Source organism: Bacillus sp. ISL-7, from assembly GCF_018613065.1.
The window spans coordinates 1-19,008 of record NZ_JAGGQW010000102.1 but is presented as its reverse complement, the minus strand read 5'-3'; the positions used below and the strand labels follow the sequence as shown (position 1 = coordinate 19,008).

The following is a 19,008-nucleotide window of genomic DNA, read 5'->3' as shown; positions in this document are numbered from 1 at the left end:
ACGTCGACTAGTTCTTTAATTTGACGAAGCATATTATTTTTTGGCACAACGAGATCATAAATTGCTATGTATGGGCTAAGATTGAATGAATCTTGAAAGGAAATCATTTGTATACCACCTAAAATGTTTTATTACCACAATTATAAAATAAAAAGCAGTTGAAGAGTTGATAAAATCAACCTACAACTGCTATAAAACAAGGGACTTTTTCAGTGCCCTCGCTAAGCGCCTGCGGGGTCTCCCCTGCCCCGTACTCCCGCAGGAGTCTTCGCGCCTTCCGCTCCAATCAACATTGTTCCAAAATTAACTATGAGCTTTATAAAAACATTTTTATAAAACAAATGTTTCTTTCCACAGTAAGGTTTCCTGTAATCTTTTTTCGTTTATTTCAAATCCAATCCCAGGACCGGATGGGACTTTGACAAAACCGTTTTTAACGTTTACTTCTGGGGTAATAATATCTTCCTCCCAAAAGCGATTAGAAGCAGAGATATCTCCTGGGATCGAAAATCCTGGTAATGAGGCGAGTGCAATATTATGGGCCCTAGAAACCCCAAACTCGATCATACCCCCACACCAAACCGGTATGCCCTTTTCGAAGCAATAGTCATGAATTCGTTTCGCTTCATACAAGCCCCCTACCCTGCCCACTTTAATATTTATTACCTGACAACTTCCGAACTCGATGGCTTTTCGAGCATCATCATAGCTGACAATGCTTTCGTCCAAACAAATAGGTGTTTTAATTTCTTTTTGAAGCAAGGCGTGTTCAAGAATATCATCATATCCCAGCGGCTGCTCGATCATCAGCAACTTAAAGTCATCAAGAGCTTTTATTCGTTCTATATCTTTAATCGTATAGGCAGAATTCGCATCTGCCATGATTGGCAGTTCAGGATAAAAACGGCGAATTTCAGAAAGAAAAGCATAATCCTGCTGTGGATTTATTTTAACTTTAATCCTTTGATAACCGTCCTCTAGATATTGCTCAATTTGCTGGAGTGCATTTTTAGTGGAATCTGTGGCCACTACAACCCCTGACGCAATCAAAGATCGTGTTCCCCCAAGCAGTTTTGATAGTGGCAGCGAATGACTCTTCGCAAATAAATCCCATACAGCTGTTTCTAAGGCAGCCTTAGCCATATTGTTCCTTCTTACCGAGCTAAACAGCTGAGAGACCTCCTCAGGATGGTTTAAAGGTGCTTTTTGAAGGAGTGGAATCAAAACATCAGTTAACATATGTAAACTTGTTTTAACCGTTTCTTCTGTGTACCACGGAGTAGAAAAAGCAACGCCCTCTCCAAACCCTGATACACCATCGGAATTGGTTATCTTAATGATTATTCCCTCACGGTTCTTCACGGCTCCTAAATGGGTCAGAAACGGGTCATTTAAGGGCATTTGAATGACATTTAACTCTACTGCTGCTATCTTCATTACCGGATCTCCTCTTTCACCCACTCTCGGAGCTCTCGGCGGAGTATTTTTTTCGATGCGTTTCTAGGCAGTTCCTTAGTAAAATAAAATGCTTTAGGGACTTTATATTTGGCTAAACGCTCTTTACAAAATTGCTCAAGTGCTCCAACCGAAGGATTTGTTCCTTCTCTTTTTACAATATAAGCAATCGGCACTTGTCCCCACTCAGTATCCTCTAAACTTGTCACACCAGCCTCTGAAACATCCGGATGGGCTAACAAAACTGCCTCAATTTCTGCAGGGTAAATATTCTCTCCCCCTGAAATTATTAAGTCAGAACGCCGATCGAGTACATATAAGAAGCCATCTTCATCTAAGTAGCCCACATCTCCCGTGTGGAACCAGCCATTAATAAACTTTTCTTCTGTTACTTCAGGTAGGAATAAATACCCTGGGGTAACATTGGGTCCTTTTATGACAATTTCACCTGGCATACCTGAGGGAGCCAGACCACCATCTTCTGCAACTATTTGAAGCTGCGAGGTGAACAACGGCTTTCCTGCCGAGCCTAGCTTCGTCAGACTATATTCTGGAGCGAGCGTCACGATTTGCGAGGAGGATTCGGTCATTCCATAGGTTTGGAATACAGGAATTTCTTTTTCTATACACGCTTGGAGTAATGGTAATGGTGCAGGTCCTCCTCCAAGAAGCATACAGCGAAAATGATTAGGCAGGCGCCTCTCTCGAAGAGCATCAACTATTCGTCTCAGGGAAGTACCAACCACTGACATGATGGTCACTTTTTTATCATGAATATCATAAATGGTTTCTTCAACATCAAAATGGTCGTGGAGAACGATCGGCATTCCATATATGACACTGCGCATTAAAATTGAAAAGCCGCTAATATGAAAAAGCGGAACGTTACAAAGCCAGGAATCCCCTTCAATAAATCCTAAATTTAAGGCTGAACCAACGGAACTCCACCAGTGATTTCCATAGGTTTGGATTACTCCCTTGGGATTTCCTGTGGTTCCGGACGTATACATGATCGTACAAATTTCTGATAAGCTGATTTCTTCCTGAATATTGGGCGCGTTCTGACTGCCGAAAAATATCTCGGCCTTTGTCAGCGTACAAATTGATGGAATTTGATTATTTATGAAGGTTTTTGTTTCAGAAAAAGTATCTTCAATAATTAAAGAGACGGCCTTTGCATCAATTAGCTGCCATACTAGTTCCGACGGAGAAAGGCGGTTGTTCAAAATTACAGCCCTAACTCCTAACAGTTGAAGGGCAAATAATATTACAACTGTATCTAGGTTGCTATTTAATAACACACCAACATATTGGTTTTTATGCATTCCTAACCCTTGTAACTGTCCTGCCACTTGATAAGAACGTTGGTAGAGTTCGCCGAAGGTTATGGTTTGTTCCTGAAAATAAACAGCTGTTCGTTCAGGGGTTAGAAACGCTCTTTTCTTCAAAAAATTAGGCATCATTTCGCTTTGCATAATTGTCACCTTCCTAATCTGTCTTGCTTTTTCCCCGCTTTCTATTAAAAACAGCCTGATGGAAACCATCAAGCTGCTGGTAAAAACTATCAAGGAAAACGAGGGAATTTACCAAAATCAGGCTTACGCTTTTCTTTAAATGAATCACGGCCTTCTTTGGCTTCATCGGTTGTATAGTAAAGCAGGGTTGCGTCGCCAGCAAATTGTTGAAGACCAGCTAATCCGTCTGTATCAGCATTCATGGCTGCTTTCAAGAAACGAAGGGCAGTTGGACTTTTCTCAAGTATTTCACTACACCATTGAATCGTTTCTTCTTCTACTCTTTCAAGCGGAACAACCGTATTCACTAAGCCCATATCAAGTGCCTCCTGGGCATTGTATTGACGACATAGGAACCAGATTTCCCGAGCTTTTTTATGTCCAACAATTCTAGCTAGGTAGCCTGAGCCGTATCCAGCATCAAAGCTTCCAACATTCGGTCCAGTTTGTCCGAAAATAGCATTATCAGCTGCAATCGTTAAGTCACACACAATGTGCAGCACATGACCACCACCGATGGCATATCCTTTTACCATTGCGATAACAGGTTTTGGAATAACACGAATGAGGCGCTGTAGGTCAAGAACATTTAGACGAGGAATTTGATCCTCTCCAACATATCCCCCATGACCACGAACTTTTTGGTCACCACCTGAACAAAATGCCTTATCTCCTGCTCCAGTTAAAATAATAACTCCTACACTAGAATCATCTCGTGCGAAGGCAAAAGCATCAATTAATTCCGAAACAGTTCTCGGTGTAAATGCATTATGTACATGTGGACGATTAATGGTAATTTTCGCAATACCATTATATGTTTCATATAGAATTTCCTCATATTTGCGTCCTGCAATCCATTCTACTGTCAAAATGATATCCTCCCTTATTTATTCTTTTGACAAAAAGTCACTTACTATTGTACCAAACTTTTCTGGTTCTTCCACATGAATTGCATGCCCACTACCTTCAATAACCACCCAAAAGCCATTTTTTAGCTCTTTCATCATTTTATCCGCTATATCACAAAACTTTTTATCTTCTTCACCCGTTAAGAGCAGAACCTCGCAAGTTAGTTCGTTTAATTTCCCCCACCAGTTAGGCTGAGATCCGGTTCCCATCCCATGCAGGCTGTTCGCGAGCCCAGTAGGCGAATTGTTTAAACGCTGTTCCCTTATGACCTGCTTTTGTGCTGAAGGCAGTTGTTTCATCGTTTGAAAAAGGGGGATCCCTTCCCAATAATCTACAAACGCGCTTATCCCCTGTTCTTTAATAAATTTAGCAAGTTCCGCATCTTTCATACGGCGAAGTTGACTTTCATTTTCTGTTTCCAGACCTGGTGAGGCACTTTCAAGTATTAATTTACGGACCCGCTCAGGAAAAAGCAGGGCAAAAGTAAGGGCAAGTCTTCCACCCATTGAGTAACCAAGTAGATCTACTTGCTTAACATCTAAATGTTCAAGGATCGTATTTAAATCCTTCGCAACTGACTCTATTTGATATCGACTAAGTACATCGGGTGATTCTGTTTTTCCATGTCCAATGATGTCAGGATTAATTAGTTTCATTTGCTTCCCCCAAGCATCATAGAAAGGAGTCCATGTCGTGCTGTCCCCGGTAAATCCATGTAAAAGAACAAGCGGGATAGATCCTTCCCCGTAATCTTCGACATGATATTGAATCCCATCGCTAACAATCTTCATTTACTGTTCACCTTTGACAAAGTTCGATATTTCCCGGGAAACAAAGCTCCAAAATCCGCGGTGCTCGTCACGGTTAACGTCTCTGTTTGTTCTAAGCTCATATACTTTTAACCCTGTTTGATTCGTAGCCTTCATCATTTCTGACCCTAAATGGTCCCAATCTTCAATCCTCGTAAATTTACCCTTAAACATTTTAACCGCATGCTCAAATTCAAGATCTAGTGGAGTACCAAACAGCAGTTCGAAATTCTTAGGATGCTCCGATTGAGGAAGGAAGGAAAAAATTCCGCCTCCATTATTGTTAACCAGAAGAATATTAATATCTATATTGTACAACTTTGCTGCAATCAGACCATTTAAGTCGTGGAAAAATGTTAAATCGCCAAGGACAAGGTATAAGGATTTTGAGTATAAAGCTGCACCTAGAGCGGTCGAAACCGTACCATCGATCCCATTGGCTCCCCTGTTCGCCATTATTTTGATTGCTTTATTATTGTTAATAAAAAAACTATCCAAGTCGCGAATTGGCATACTATTGCCAACAAAAAGGGTAGCACCTTCTGGCACCATATCGGCTAATTGATAAAATAGTTTGCCTTCACTTAATTCTGTTATATCACTTAGAGCATTCATATTTTCTTTGGTTAGCCCGTTTACCCTTTTCCATTTCGTTAAAAATTGGGATGAGGGATTCTCATTCGTATATGACAATAGCTTCTTGCAGAATACCGATTCATCACAAAAGATCATACTGGTTGACAAGGATGAAGGATCACGCCAGCCTCCGCCGCCATCAATCACAAATTGTTCTGCATCTCCATTTTCTTTTAAGAAGATCGTTAATGCTTTTGATATTGGCATCGCACCTAATCGAATAACAACTTCTGGTTTAAGGAAGGTTTTTGCATCTTCATTCCTTAGGAAGGTATCATAAGTTTCAATGATATTTTTAAGGCTATGCTGCCCACTTCTTAATTGTGATAAGGGGTCTGCAATGATTGGAAAATTTAATTTCTCAGCTAATTGCGTAACCGCTCTAGGAAATTCAGAACATCCCATGTTTCCACAAATAATAACACCTTTATTTGTCTTATTAAGCCTTTCAGCTATTTCCTGAAAATGTTCATCTGAAAGGGTTAAGTCCCCGTTTTGAACTTTTATATACCCATTTGGTCGTTCATTAAGCTGGAAGAGGTCATCATCCATCTTTGGAATTAGCGGCTCTCTGAAAGGAAAATTCAAATGTACAGGACCGGAAGGGGCACTTGTGGCAATCGCAACTGCCCGGGCACAAACGGTCCTGGCATAGCGAATGATTTCATCACTTTTTTCAGGCAATGCCATTTCGGAGAACCATTTCACATGCTTCCCATATAAATGAATTTGGTCGATTGCCTGTGGGGCACCAACCTCTCGCAGTTCATGCGGTCGATCCGCTGTAAGTACTATCAATGGTACCCGAGCATAACGCGCTTCAACTATCGCAGGAAAATAGTTTGCTGCGGCTGTACCTGAAGTACAAAGTATGGCAACTGGCTTATTTAACGACTTTGCAATTCCCAACGCAAAGAAAGCCGCTGACCGTTCATCTACATGGATATGGACTTTCAGGTCAGGATGTTCTGCCATGATCATCGCCATTGGAGTTGACCTTGAACCAGGGCTAACAACTACATCCGTAACTCCCGAAAAAATAAGTTCAGAAACTACGGCGGCTATATAGGCTGTTAATGATTCTTGTTGATTCATATTAATTTCCTCCAAGGGCTCGGAGCATTGGTTTAAATTTCAAGCTCGTCTCCAAATATTCAATTTCTGAGTCAGAATCTGCTACTATTCCACAACCTGCAAACAACGATACTTCATCCCCCTGGATCAATCCAGATCGAATCGAAACAGCAAATTCGCCATTTTTTCTGTAGTCCACCCACCCTAAAGGGGCAGCATAGAATCCACGGTCCAGTTCCTCTACTTGTCTAATCTTTACAACTGCTTCATCCTTAGGCAGTCCGCCGAGTGCTGGTGTTGGGTGAAGTCGTTCGACTAATAACAACAAGGAAGCATCATTATGGCATTTTCCGATAACAGGGGTATATAGGTGCTGAATATCCCGTATCTTCATCAACTGCGGCTTGTCGGGCAGGATAATTTCTTCACATGATTCTTCAAGTGCTTCCTTAATCATTTCTACCACGAAACCATGCTCAATCAGATTTTTTTGATCATTTAATAACATTTGACCTAATTTAAGGTCTTCTTGTTCGGTTTTCCCCCGTGAAATAGAACCGGCAAGGCAGGTAGAATAAACCTCATTCCCATGTTTTTTCACTAGTCTTTCTGGAGATGCCCCAATAAAACAATCACCATTCGATTCAAATGCAAAAATAAAGCTTTCATGCTGCTGCATATATAAATTATTCAATACATCCTCTGCCTCTACCTGATCGTCAAATACAAGCCGCAATTCTCGGGCAAGAACGACCTTTTTAAGCGGACCTTCTGTTAATTCCTTCACAACTCCATCAACAGTTTTTTTCCACTTCTCTGGTTCAATCTCTCGCGTTTCTAGAAGTGACGCTGTACTCATCCGTTCATTCTGATGAAGAGAATTTAATAGCTGATTTCTCTCATTGCTTACTTTCTTAAATATATAAGGATCCTCATGTGGAGTACAAACTGTATTCGTGGTTAAATACGTTTGACCTCGAATGATACTTAATAAAAATTTGGGTATGTGGAACAATGAATCAGCGTACTTGGACCAGAGGTCTGTTTTATCCTTGTAGGGGTCAAAAGAGAAGCCACCGAACATGACGGGCCCTACACCAACTTCTGTATATGGATTAAAAATGAGGCAGTCCTCTAAAAATTTTTCCCATTCCTTTTCAACATGAAAAAAGCGGTCAGAAGCCTGATCCGTCTGAATTTGTTTCGAAATCCCAAGTCCAATTAGCACCGTCTCGTCCGTTGGGTCCTTCCAGAAAAATCGTTCCCCGCGATAATGTTCTTTTCCTATATTAAAAAATGATAGTGGGTTAATCGTGTCCATTTTATAAACTTCACTAATTAAAATGGGCCGGCCAAGTTCTTTTGCTCGATTAACAGCCAAAAGACCTCGTTCCATTATTTCCAATTCTTGAATGGTAACCAAACAAATCCCTCCAAAACAGCCGAAATGACTGTTATCCATTCATATTAATGCAAATTTTAACATACTACTCTCATTGTAAAGAAGTCAGTAATACTTGTCACTAGCAAACCTGCATCATTCCATATTATATCTTAAGTTTCCATCTTACTGATAAAAAAAGCCTTCTCATTTGATTAGTTTCATTTTCCCACCAACCATCCAATAATAATCAAACAGGTATAATCTTCTAGATTTGATAAGAAAAATTAATTGACACTATTCCTTGAATTTCATACACTTAGTTTTGGGCAAAGCCCATTAAATAATCGATTCTAAACCTTTAAATAGAGAGAAAAAAACTAAAAAGGGAGAGATACTATGCAACCAAATATACAGCAAAGCTCGAATCCTGTAGTTGAATCAAACCGCGGCTTTCAAGTTTGGTGGCAAATGACCCGCCCTCATACATTAACCGCTGCATTCGTGCCAGTTCTGCTTGGTACGGCATTAGCCCTTAAGTATGGGAACATCCATTTTGGTCTATTTTTTGCCATGCTTTTAGCAAGTTTATTGATTCAAGCTGCAACCAATATGTTTAATGAATATTTCGATTTCAAACGCGGTCTGGATACTGCCCAATCCGTTGGGATTGGAGGTACGATTGTTCGTGACGGAATCAAACCCAAAACAGTCCTAAATCTTGCTTTTGGCTTTTATGGAATTGCTCTATTATTAGGGGTCTATATTTGCGCAAATAGCAGCTGGTGGTTAGCTGTTGTAGGCCTAATTTGTATGGCTGTGGGATATTTTTATACTGGAGGTCCTTTCCCGATCGCCTATACACCATTTGGTGAAATTCTTTCAGGTTTCTTTATGGGGATGCTGATTATTTTAATCGCCTTCTTTATTCAAACGGGAACAGTCAGCAGCACAAGTATTCTCGTTTCAGTTCCAAGTATGATATTGGTTGGTATGATTATGTTATCGAATAACATCCGTGATTTGGATGGCGACAAAGAAAACGGCCGTAAAACAGTTGCCATTCTATTAGGTAAGAAAGGTGCTATTTACTTATTAACAGGGATGTTCACTTTTTCATTTCTTTGGGTTTTGGGACTCATCATTATTGGTGTTTTACCAATTTGGACAGCACTTGTAATTCTTAGCGCTCCAAAGGCTATTAAAGCAACCAAAGGATTTATTGAAAATACCTTGCCGATTCAAATGGCACCAGCGATGAAAGCAACAGCACAAACCAATACGATATTTGGGTTTTTATTAGCAATCGGAATTTTCGCAGGTCATTACTTATAAAAAAACTTCTGCCATAGACTGGCAGAAGTTTTTTTTATTGTAGAGGCTTTATTCCCCATATGTCGTCTGCGTATTCCTGAATCGTACGATCACTTGAAAAGTAACCAGCCTGGGCGATATTATTTAGACTCATTTTCTGCCAACGTAATCGGTCAATAAACGCTTCTCCAATGGAACGTTGTGTTTCTGCATAGGAAGCAAAATCCTTTAAGACAAAATATTGATCATTTTCCTGAAGGAGTGAATCGAATATTGGTTCAAATTCATTATAAACACCAGGGAAAAAGCCATTCACAAGCTGGTCAACGGCTTGACGAATTCGATAATCGTGGTGGTAATATTCATCGGATTGATATCCGCCATGTTGATAGTAGTGAAGAACTTCATCTGCAGTTAGTCCAAACGTGAATATATTGGAATTACCGACTAATTCACGAATTTCTATATTGGCACCATCCAAGGTTCCCACCGTCAATGCCCCATTGATCATAAACTTCATATTACCTGTTCCAGAAGCTTCCTTACTAGCCGTGGAGATTTGTTCACTGACATCTGCTGCAGGGAAGATCTTCTCCGCAAGAGAAACGCGATAATTTTCAAGAAAAATCACTTTAATTTTGTCGTTGATAAATGGGTCATTGTTGACTTTTTCAGCAACTGTATTTATTAACTTAATGATTTTCTTCGCATAATAATATCCTGGCGATGCTTTCGCTCCAAAAATAAACACTCTTGGAACAACCTTAAAGCTTGAATCTTCTTTGATCCGATTATAGAGATGCATAATATGTAATACATTTAAAAGCTGCCGTTTATAAGCATGGAGCCGCTTCACTTGTACATCAAAGATTGAACCCGTATCAACGGCAGTTCCCGTCTTATCGAAAATAATCTTGGCAAGTGTTTGTTTGTTTTCATTCTTAATTTTTAATAATTGTTCTAAAAATGAAGTGTCGTTTTGAAATCTAAGTAACTGGGACAGCTCGGTAGCTTTATAGGTCCAATCAGACCCAATCGTATCTGTAATCAATGAAGATAGTTTTGGGTTCGATTTTAACAGCCAGCGGCGGTAGGCAATTCCGTTCGTTTTATTGTTAAATTTATCAGGAAACAATTGATAAAATTGATTCATCTCGCGTTTCTTTAATATTTCAGTATGCAGTTTCGCCACACCATTCACACTAAAGCTTCCTACGATGGCCAAATGAGCCATTTTTACATAATTATCGGCAAGGATGGCTAGTCCCTTAATCCGCTCCCAATCACCTGGTGTTTGCTCCCAAAGTTCATGACAAAATCGTTCATTAATTTCTTCTACTATCATAAATATTCTTGGAAGCAACGGTTGAAAAATATGTACTGGCCATTTCTCTAACGCTTCTGACAAGGTGGTATGATTGGTGTAAGAAATAGTATGTTTTGTAATGTGCCATGCCTGCTCCCAATCAAATCCTTCGTCATCAATTAGGATTCTCATTAACTCGGGAATGGCCAGGACAGGGTGTGTATCATTAATGTGAATACAGATATGTTCATGGAGTTGTTTCAAGCTGTTGTGTTGTTTCCGATAGGTCTTTAAAATAGATTGTATACTAGCTGATACCAAAAAGTATTGCTGTTTCAATCTTAAAACCTTTCCTTCATCATGGGTATCATCAGGATATAAAAACTCAGAAATCATTTCCGTTTCCCGTTTATATTTTAAAATATCCTCGTGTAAGGGAAATTGGGAAGGCTCTGCATTCCAAAGTCTTAGTGTATTGATGGTTTTTGACTGATAGCCTATGACCGGCATGTCGTGAGGTACTGCGGTGACCGTTTCAGCATGTAGGTGATGAAACACAAGTCGGCCATTTTCCATCTTCGTTTCCACCTTACCCCAAAATGGGATTTTGATGGAACTATCGGTTTTACGGATTTCCCAAACATTTCCGTTCTTAAGCCATTGTTCCGGCAATTCTACTTGATAGCCATCAACAATTTTTTGTTCAAATAAGCCATGTTTGTAACGAATGCCATGACCATGACCCGGCAGATTAAGTGAAGCAAGTGAGTCTAGAAAACAGGCAGCTAATCTTCCTAAGCCGCCGTTTCCTAAACCTGCATCTGCCTCATATTCCTCTAATTCTCCTAGATCGATTCCTAATTCCTCTAGGCCTGCTTGCACCGTCTCTTCCACACCAAGGTTAATTAGATTTTGTCTTAGTAATTTCCCCAAAAGATATTCAATAGAGAGGTAATAAACCTGCTTTCCTTTTGTCGCCAAATGACGCTCGTTTGTAGTAATCCAAGCATTACTAACAAATTCACTAATCATTGTTCCAAGGGTTTGATAGTGATCCCTGGCTGAGCTTTCAGGAAAACTCTTCCCACATACCATCTCAATCCTTTTTAGAAAAGTTCCCTTAAACTCGACCGTATTAGAAAACATGTGTTTCACTCCTTGCAACGATCTCTGCATATAACTGGTTATAGCTATATGCTGACTGTGCCCAGCTATAATCCATTTCCATTGCTTGTTTTACAATCGATTTCCACGATTTTGAATCGTGATAAACGCCTAGTGCTCTTTTAATTGTATAGAGCATATCATGGGCATTAAAATTTGCAAAAGAAAATCCATTTCCTTTTCCGGTAAATTCGTTCCAAGGTTTTATTGTATCATTTAAGCCGCCAGTTTCCCTAACGATCGGGATCGCACCATATTTCATTGCAATCAACTGTCCAAGCCCGCATGGTTCGAATTGGGATGGCATTAAAAATAAGTCTGCAGCGGCATAAAGTTTATGGGCAAGCCCTTCATTAAAACCGGTATGAACCCTTAATTTTTCAGGATAAATACGTGCGGCCTGTCTTAAATGTTCTTCGTATTCATAATCACCTGTTCCAAGGATAATGACCTGCAGATCCTCCTGCAATATTTCACGAAGGACACATTTAACTAAATCAAGTCCTTTTTGCTTTGTCAGCCTTGTAATCATGACTAATAAAGGTGTACGCGCAGATTGTGGTAATCCAAAATGTTTTTGAATCTCACTTTTGTTGATTGATTTTTTTTGATGATTATCAGCAGTATATGTTTGATATATTAATGGGTCGGAAACAGGATTATAGAAATCTTCATCAATCCCATTTAAAATCCCAATTAAGTCTTCATTTCTTTCTCTTAAGAGACCGTCTAACTTTTCACCAAATACAGGTGTTTGAATTTCTTCTTTATAGGTTGGGCTAACTGTCGTAATTTTGTCTGCAGATACAAGAGCGCCCTTCATATAATTGATATTTCCGAAAAACTCTAAGTGACCAGTGTGAAAAGAATTGTAATCCATTCCTAACAAGTCTCCCAAGACCTCTTTTGGAAAGATCCCTTGGAATTGAAGATTATGAATCGTAAAAACAGTACGCATTAAGCCGTAACCTTTTCTTTTATAATATTCAGTTCGTAACAGAAAAGGAATCATCGCCGTGTGCCAGTCATGGCAATGTAACACATCTGGAAAAAAGTTTAGCTGGGCAAGTGTGTCTAAGACAGCCCTATTAAAATAAGCAAATCTTTCCCCATCATCAAAATAGCCATATAAATTTTCTCGTTTAAAGTAGTATTCATTATCTACGAAATAAAATGTAACTCCCTGGTGTGTGAGCTCTTCAATTCCGCAATACTGATTTCTCCAGCCAACAGAAACAGTAAATTCTTTAACCTTTTTCATCTCACTCTTAAATTCTTCTGAAATTGTTCCGTATTTAGGTAGAATAACTCTGACATCAGTTCCCAAACTCTTTAATTCTTTTGGAAGGGAACCAGCAACATCGGCAAGTCCTCCCGATTTTGCAAATGGTCCACATTCCGAAACGGCAAATAGTACTTTCACGAGTTCATCAACGCTCCTTGTTTTGTCCCTTTACGAACCACAAATGGTGACCCCGCTGTTCCAGTTAAGTGAGTTCCTGCTTCAACTTTCACATCTTTATCTAAAATAACGGAATCTAGATAACAATTATCTTCGATCTGGCACTTTTGCATAATGATACAGTTCTTAATAACTGCACCTTTTCCAATCTTTACACCTCGGGATATAATACTATTTTCTACTGAACCGCTAATTAAACATCCATTGGCAATCATTGCATTTTTCACAACAGACCCTTTAATATATTTCGTTGGCGGCTCATCCTTTACCTTAGTGAAGATCGGCTGTTCTTTAATAAAAAGTTTTTTCCAAACATCCGACTGTAGTAAATTCATACTAGTAGAAAAATAGTTTTCGATCGAATCTATCATCACGGAATAACCGTCATATTCATAGTTACAAATCGAGTAAAGATTTTCAATATCATTTACAACATCCTTCATACAGGTATACCCTGTTTCATTACGCGTTTCAATCAGCTTAATAAGTAGGGATGTTTTGATTAAGTACATCTCCATCGAAGCTCCATCCTTCTGATGGATTTCGGTAATGTCACATCTTGAATTGCTATGCCAATCTAAGATTGGTCTAAAGTTCATATTAAAAACCGTATAGCAATTGGAAATAATCGAATACTCTTGCGTGCTGCGATAAAAAAAGTCTAAATTTGCTGCAAAATTCTCAAACGAACCAATTGTATTTCCATCGTAATCAACTATTGGAGATGGGAAAAAGAAAAGGCCATCCCGTTTTCGATTCAAATCCCAGTTTTTCCCTGAACCTAGATGATCCATTAGTGAACGGTACTGCATTTTTGGAAATATTGCCACACTTCGAATACCTGAATTCACCATATTCGATAGCACAAAATCAATAATACGATATCTTCCTGCAAAAGGCAGGGCAGCAAGTGCGCGATGTGTTAATAAATCTTCCAAATCTTCATGGTATGTGGTGGCATCAATGACTCCTAGTAGCTTTTTTTCCAATCCAAGTCCCTCCTGTATTATATTAGAAAGCAGGGTATAACCCGCTTAACATTTCATTAGTAACTAGAATAATCTCTTCATCGAACGAGCGGATAACTGTTCCGTCAGGCACATTCACATCAGAAGGTACAATGGCTCTTTCAATCAAACAATTATTACCAATGATCGCATCCGGCATAATGACCGACTCTAAAATAGTTGATCCTTTTCCAACAGTAACCCCTTGAAAAAGAACAGATTTCACTACTTCCCCTTCTATTGTACATCCCTCATTAATAAGTGACTCTTTAACCACCGCACTCGGAGAAATATATTGTGGCGGCTGATTCGGGTTAACTGAATAAATCCTCCATCCATGGTCAAACAAATCTAAGTCACATTCTTCTCTTAGTAGATCCATATTAGCTTCCCAGAGGCTTTGGACCGTACCGACGTCTTTCCAATAGCCTTTAAATGGATAAGCAAACAATTTTTTATTTTCCTCTAAAAGCATCGGAATCACATCTTTCCCAAAATCATGACTCGATTCAGGAACACGGTCATCCATTTCTAAATATTCTTTAAGTATATTCCAGTTAAAAATATAAATGCCCATCGAAGCAAGATTATTTTTTGGATTCGCTGGTTTTTCGTCAAAATCGACAATTCTTAGTTCTTCGTCTGTATCCATGATCCCAAAACGACTGGCTTCATTCCAAGGAACTTCTATTAAAGAAATAGTTACGTCAGCCCTTTTTTCAATATGATATTCAAGCATACTCTCATAGTTCATTTTGTAAATATGGTCACCTGATAGGATTAGCACATATTCAGGCTGGTATTGTTTAAGGTAATTAAGGTTTTGATAAATCGCACTTGCAGTGCCTGTATACCATTTTACTTCGGAAGATTCAGCGTACGGTGGTAATACAGTTACCCCGCCATCCTTTCGGTCAAGATCCCATGCGCTTCCAATCCCAATATAGGAATTTAATAACAATGGTTGATATTGTGTTAATACCCCAACCGTATCGATGCCAGAATTGGCGCAATTGCTCAATGCAAAATCAATAATTCGATATTTACCTCCAAAAGGAACAGCTGGTTTCGCTAAATCCTTTGTCAGCGAATTAAGCCTACTTCCTTTCCCTCCTGCTAATAACATGGCTACGCACTTCTTCTTTGCCATTTCCTTTTCGCTCCTTCCTCTTTTTAACTGGTCTGATGATTTGGAATCCAAATGGGGGAATTGCTAGATTTAATGAAAATGGCTGGCCATGGAATGGTTCTTCTTCTGCTATAATAGTCTTTTTATTAACCAATCCAGCTCCACCGTATTCTATATGATCACTATTGAAAATTTCTCGATACTCACCGGATTTAGGAACACCAATTTTATACATTGGGTAATTGACACCAGTAAAATTGCAAATAACCACTAATGTTTCTTCAGACTTTTTCCCTTTTCTCATAAAAGAGAAAACAGATTGGTGGCTATTATTGGCATCTATCCATTCGAATCCGTCCTGTAAATGATCGAGTTCATAAAGTGCCTTTGAACGTTTATAGAATTTAGTTAAAAACTTTACGTAGGCATTTAATTTTTGATGCATCTCATAGTCCATTAAGTTCCAATCGAGCTGTTCTTTATCTTTCCATTCAGAAAACTGGCCCAATTCAAAACCCATAAATAAAAGTTTTTTTCCAGGATGAGCAAACATATACCCTAGCAAAAGTCTAAGTTGTGCAAATTTCTCCCAATAATCGCCTGGCATCTTATCGAGCAGTGATTTTTTCCCATGTACCACTTCATCGTGAGAAAATGGCAGCATAAAGTTTTCTAAAAAGGCATATAAAAATGAAAACGTTACATTTGAATGAACATGTGAGCGCGAGTAAGGTGGAATTTCCATATATTCAAGCATGTCATTCATCCAGCCCATATTCCATTTATAATCAAAGCCAAGCCCACCGTATGTAACTGGTGTTGTGACATTAGGAAATTCTGTTGAATCCTCACCAATCATTAAAAAGTGTGGTTCATACTCATGAACATGTTGGTTTAGTTTTTTCAAAAAGTTAATTCCAAATGGGTTTTCACGCTTTTCATTTGAGCCATTCGGCCAGTAAATGATATTAGCTACTGCGTCCATTCGGAAACCATCAATATGGAAATAGTCAATCCAAAACTGGGCATTTGAGATTAGAAAACTTTGTACCTCTCCTTTTCCAAGGTCAAAGTTGGCAGTTCCCCAAACAGCATTCTCTCTGTCGCTAGCTGTGCTATAGGAATAAATGTGAGTCCCATCAAAACGGTAAAGGCCATGAGCGTCCTTGCAAAAATGACCAGGCACCCAATCAAGAATAACCCCAATACCATTTTGATGAATCAGATCAACAAATTCTCTAAATTCATCTGGTGTCCCATACCTGGATGTAACAGAAAAGTAACCTGTTCCTTGATAACCCCATGAGGCATCGAGAGGGTGTTCGACTAGAGGTAATAACTCTATATGTGTAAATCCGTGCTCAATTACATATGGAATAAGTTCCAATGCCAATTCTTTATAACTTAGATATTCGCCGTCTTCCTTCTTTTTCCATGAACCCAAATGCAATTCATAAATTACCACTGGCTCAGAAAGGAGGTTCTTTTTTCCTCTTCGATTCATCCAATGATTGTCTTGCCACTCATAATGGTTTAACGAATAAACAATAGAAGCTGTATTCGGTCTTAATTCAGAATAAAAAGCAAATGGATCTGATTTTAGCAGCCTCTCACCAGAATGTGTGATAATTTCATACTTATAAAGCTTCCCTGTTAGATCCCTATTAACAATCAGAATCCAAACTCCCTCATCATTAACCTTTTGCAATTCATACCCTTCACCATTCCAGTTATTAAAATCCCCCGCAAGCCTAACCTGCATTGCATTAGGGGCCCATACGCAAAATCGTGTATAAACCTTATCGGAATTCTTAAAGATATGAGCGCCAAAAAGCTGATGACTTTGGAAAAAATTTCCTTCGTGAAATAAATGTAACTGATACTCAGTCGGAAAAAACGTATTCACTGTCATGGCTCTCCTCATTCCCAATGAAAATATGTATTTCAAAGACCAATTATAATGGCTATTAATCAATATTCCTCATAAAACTTTTTTATCTTTTCTGACAATAGCTGAGGCTATATGCCATAAAAACCTAAGGTGTGACAAGTTTCGACACTATACACCAATTTTTCTATCAGTAATCGCCAAAAATATATAAATTTTTTTTAGTTTTTTTATGATTTTCATTCAAAAAATGTTATTTTATTTTTAAAAAATGGATAGTCCAAAATTAGGAGAAATTGTTCTGAATGTAAGCGTTGTCAAGGTTTTTACTAAGGAGAGGGGGGTTTCTAAAGTTATATCAATATAATTATTATTATAAAAAAGGCTTCCACGTTTGTAGTTCTTTTTTCATAGGTCCACTAGAACTGATACTGACCTTTACAGTCTTGAATGCAAATCAACATTTTGGAGCTGAATTCAGAGAACTAGTTCAGTGTTATCCACAATAATTAATTTTATAATTTCCTATACAACAAAAAAACTGATAACATGTTGTTATCAGTTTTCTTGTATGACCCCTACGGGACTCGAACCCGTGTTACCTCCGTGAAAGGGAGGTGTCTTAACCGCTTGACCAAGGGGCCTTAATATATGGCGGAGAAGGAGGGATTTGAACCCTCGCGCCGGTCACCCGACCTACACCCTTAGCAGGGGCGCCTCTTCAGCCACTTGAGTACTTCCCCGTTTGGCTCCGCAGGTAGGACTCGAACCTACGACCGATCGGTTAACAGCCGATAGCTCTACCACTGAGCTACTGCGGAACAATTAAAGTTGCTGCTATGAAAAGATATATGGTGGGCCTAAATGGACTCGAACCATCGACCTCACGCTTATCAGGCGTGCGCTCTAACCAGCTGAGCTATAGGCCCATAAATTGGAGCGGGTGAAGAGAATCGAACTCTCATCATCAGCTTGGAAGGCTGAGGTTTTACCACTAAACTACACCCGCATATAATAGATTTATTATGGGGCGACTGATGGGAATCGAACCCACGAATGCCTGAACCACAATCAGGTGCGTTAACCACTTCGCCACAATCGCCACAATAAAAACTCTATTTAATTAAAATGGTGGCTCAGGACGGAATCGAACCGCCGACACAAGGATTTTCAGTCCTTTGCTCTACCGACTGAGCTACTGAGCCATATTACTTTGCCAAATGAAAATGGCGGTCTGGACGGGACTCGAACCCGCGACCTCCTGCGTGACAGGCAGGCATTCTAACCAACTGAACTACCAGACCAATTGCGGGGACAGGATTTGAACCTGCGACCTTCGGGTTATGAGCCCGACGAGCTACCAGACTGCTCCACCCCGCGACAATAAAAATTATATAATTTTGTCCATGATCAATGTTCCATGGACTGTATCAATCTCAGTAAGCATATGCAAGCAGCAGCTCGATTGATACAACTCGCAGATTATTCATTGAAGCAATGCTCGTTGCTCCACCCCGCGACAATAAAATTATAAAAGCAAATGGAGGAGGAAGAGGGATTCGAACCCCCGCGCGGTATGACCCGCCTGTCGGTTTTCAAGACCGATCCCTTCAGCCAAACTTGGGTATTCCTCCGTGTTAACTATGAAACTAATGGTGGACCTTGTAGGACTCGAACCTACGACCGGACGGTTATGAGCCGTCTGCTCTAACCAGCTGAGCTAAAGGTCCAAATTAAAATACGTCTTTAAAATATTTGGTAGCGGCGGAGGGGATCGAACCCCCGACCTTACGGGTATGAACCGTACGCTCTAGCCAGCTGAGCTACACCGCCAAATATACAATTTAATTATGGTGGAGCCTAGCGGGATCGAACCGCTGACCTCCTGCGTGCAAAGCAGGCGCTCTCCCAGCTGAGCTAAGGCCCCATAAGAATTAAGAAGAATGGTCGGGAAGACAGG

The 19,008-nt window shown here is 39.6% G+C and carries 12 protein-coding genes and 13 tRNA genes; 1 reads left to right on the top strand and 24 read right to left on the bottom strand.

Annotated features, from left to right (window positions below):
• Positions 1–330: 330 nt before the first annotated feature.
• From menC to J7E66_RS30685, 6 genes are all read right to left on the bottom strand, one after another.
• Entirely contained in the window at positions 331–1,437 is a 1,107-nt protein-coding gene (menC, locus tag J7E66_RS30710) for an o-succinylbenzoate synthase (RefSeq protein WP_215007656.1), read from the bottom strand.
• Positions 1,437–2,930, bottom strand: coding sequence for an o-succinylbenzoate--CoA ligase (locus J7E66_RS30705; protein WP_215007654.1), 1,494 nt, complete (start codon positions 2,928–2,930; stop codon positions 1,437–1,439). Before J7E66_RS30705 ends, menC begins: the two co-directional genes overlap by 1 nt.
• An 89-nt stretch (positions 2,931–3,019) precedes the next feature.
• Positions 3,020–3,838 carry a 1,4-dihydroxy-2-naphthoyl-CoA synthase gene (gene menB / locus J7E66_RS30700; protein WP_088089340.1) on the bottom strand — a complete coding sequence of 273 codons (819 nt, stop codon included), beginning with the start codon at positions 3,836–3,838 and terminating at the stop codon, positions 3,020–3,022.
• A gap of 18 nt (positions 3,839–3,856) precedes the next feature.
• Positions 3,857–4,669, bottom strand: a complete 813-nt coding sequence (gene menH / locus J7E66_RS30695) for a 2-succinyl-6-hydroxy-2,4-cyclohexadiene-1-carboxylate synthase (RefSeq protein ID WP_215007652.1) — start codon at positions 4,667–4,669, stop codon at positions 3,857–3,859.
• Positions 4,670–6,418, bottom strand: coding sequence for a 2-succinyl-5-enolpyruvyl-6-hydroxy-3-cyclohexene-1-carboxylic-acid synthase (gene menD, locus J7E66_RS30690; protein ID WP_215007649.1), 1,749 nt, complete (start codon positions 6,416–6,418; stop codon positions 4,670–4,672).
• A 1-nt stretch (position 6,419) separates the two neighbouring features.
• Positions 6,420–7,820, bottom strand: a complete 1,401-nt coding sequence (locus J7E66_RS30685; RefSeq protein WP_251033220.1) for an isochorismate synthase — start codon at positions 7,818–7,820, stop codon at positions 6,420–6,422.
• 357 nt (positions 7,821–8,177) lie between these two features.
• On the opposite strand from J7E66_RS30685, the gene J7E66_RS30680 reads away from it, so the two are divergent.
• The gene (locus tag J7E66_RS30680) at positions 8,178–9,113 is read left to right on the top strand and encodes a 1,4-dihydroxy-2-naphthoate polyprenyltransferase (protein ID WP_215007643.1); all 936 of its coding nucleotides are present in this window, start codon (positions 8,178–8,180) and stop codon (positions 9,111–9,113) included.
• 34 nt (positions 9,114–9,147) lie between these two features.
• Here the strand turns inward: J7E66_RS30680 and J7E66_RS30675 are convergent, their stop codons facing one another.
• From J7E66_RS30675 to J7E66_RS30590, 18 genes are all read right to left on the bottom strand, one after another.
• The gene (locus J7E66_RS30675) at positions 9,148–11,544 is read right to left on the bottom strand and encodes a glycogen/starch/alpha-glucan phosphorylase (RefSeq protein ID WP_215007640.1); all 2,397 of its coding nucleotides are present in this window, start codon (positions 11,542–11,544) and stop codon (positions 9,148–9,150) included.
• Positions 11,534–12,985, bottom strand: a complete 1,452-nt coding sequence (gene glgA, locus J7E66_RS30670; protein ID WP_215007637.1) for a glycogen synthase GlgA — start codon at positions 12,983–12,985, stop codon at positions 11,534–11,536. Before glgA ends, J7E66_RS30675 begins: the two co-directional genes overlap by 11 nt.
• Entirely contained in the window at positions 12,982–14,013 is a 1,032-nt protein-coding gene (locus J7E66_RS30665; RefSeq protein WP_215007634.1) for a GlgC family sugar phosphate nucleotidyltransferase, read from the bottom strand. The genes glgA and J7E66_RS30665 overlap by 4 nt, the downstream gene beginning before the upstream one ends.
• Positions 14,014–14,035: 22 nt before the next feature.
• Positions 14,036–15,181, bottom strand: coding sequence for a glucose-1-phosphate adenylyltransferase (locus J7E66_RS30660; RefSeq protein WP_214717705.1), 1,146 nt, complete (start codon positions 15,179–15,181; stop codon positions 14,036–14,038).
• Complete coding sequence (glgB, locus tag J7E66_RS30655) at positions 15,129–17,072, bottom strand: 1,4-alpha-glucan branching protein GlgB (RefSeq protein ID WP_215007631.1); 1,944 nt, start codon at positions 17,070–17,072, stop codon at positions 15,129–15,131. The genes J7E66_RS30660 and glgB overlap by 53 nt, the downstream gene beginning before the upstream one ends.
• Before the next feature lie 548 nt (positions 17,073–17,620).
• Positions 17,621–17,692: transfer RNA gene (locus J7E66_RS30650), tRNA-Glu, on the bottom strand.
• Positions 17,693–17,700: 8 nt separating this feature from the next.
• Positions 17,701–17,791, bottom strand: a tRNA-Ser gene (locus J7E66_RS30645).
• 3 nt (positions 17,792–17,794) lie between these two features.
• Positions 17,795–17,869 (bottom strand) — tRNA-Asn (locus tag J7E66_RS30640).
• 31 nt (positions 17,870–17,900) lie between these two features.
• Positions 17,901–17,977 (bottom strand) — tRNA-Ile (locus J7E66_RS30635).
• A 6-nt stretch (positions 17,978–17,983) separates the two neighbouring features.
• Positions 17,984–18,057: transfer RNA gene (locus J7E66_RS30630), tRNA-Gly, on the bottom strand.
• 17 nt (positions 18,058–18,074) lie between these two features.
• Positions 18,075–18,150, bottom strand: a tRNA-His gene (locus J7E66_RS30625).
• A gap of 27 nt (positions 18,151–18,177) precedes the next feature.
• Positions 18,178–18,253: transfer RNA gene (locus tag J7E66_RS30620), tRNA-Phe, on the bottom strand.
• Between the two features lie 22 nt (positions 18,254–18,275).
• Positions 18,276–18,352, bottom strand: a tRNA-Asp gene (locus tag J7E66_RS30615).
• A 2-nt stretch (positions 18,353–18,354) separates the two neighbouring features.
• Positions 18,355–18,428, bottom strand: a tRNA-Met gene (locus J7E66_RS30610).
• 161 nt (positions 18,429–18,589) lie between these two features.
• Positions 18,590–18,682, bottom strand: a tRNA-Ser gene (locus J7E66_RS30605).
• A 19-nt stretch (positions 18,683–18,701) separates the two neighbouring features.
• Positions 18,702–18,778 (bottom strand) — tRNA-Ile (locus J7E66_RS30600).
• 26 nt (positions 18,779–18,804) lie between these two features.
• Positions 18,805–18,881: transfer RNA gene (locus tag J7E66_RS30595), tRNA-Met, on the bottom strand.
• Positions 18,882–18,899: 18 nt separating this feature from the next.
• A tRNA-Ala gene (locus J7E66_RS30590) sits at positions 18,900–18,975 on the bottom strand.
• Positions 18,976–19,008 lie beyond the last annotated feature (33 nt).

Coding starts and splice junctions, on each gene's coding strand:
- menC (WP_215007656.1), bottom strand. CDS start 1,437: ATGAAGATAGCAGCAGTAGAGTTAAATGTCATTCAAATGCCCTTAAAT.
- J7E66_RS30705 (WP_215007654.1), bottom strand. CDS start 2,930: ATGCAAAGCGAAATGATGCCTAATTTTTTGAAGAAAAGAGCGTTTCTA.
- menH (WP_215007652.1), bottom strand. CDS start 4,669: ATGAAGATTGTTAGCGATGGGATTCAATATCATGTCGAAGATTACGGG.
- menD (WP_215007649.1), bottom strand. CDS start 6,418: ATGAATCAACAAGAATCATTAACAGCCTATATAGCCGCCGTAGTTTCT.
- J7E66_RS30680 (WP_215007643.1), top strand. CDS start 8,178: ATGCAACCAAATATACAGCAAAGCTCGAATCCTGTAGTTGAATCAAAC.
- J7E66_RS30675 (WP_215007640.1), bottom strand. CDS start 11,544: ATGTTTTCTAATACGGTCGAGTTTAAGGGAACTTTTCTAAAAAGGATT.
- J7E66_RS30660 (WP_214717705.1), bottom strand. CDS start 15,181: ATGGCAAAGAAGAAGTGCGTAGCCATGTTATTAGCAGGAGGGAAAGGA.
- glgB (WP_215007631.1), bottom strand. CDS start 17,072: ATGACAGTGAATACGTTTTTTCCGACTGAGTATCAGTTACATTTATTT.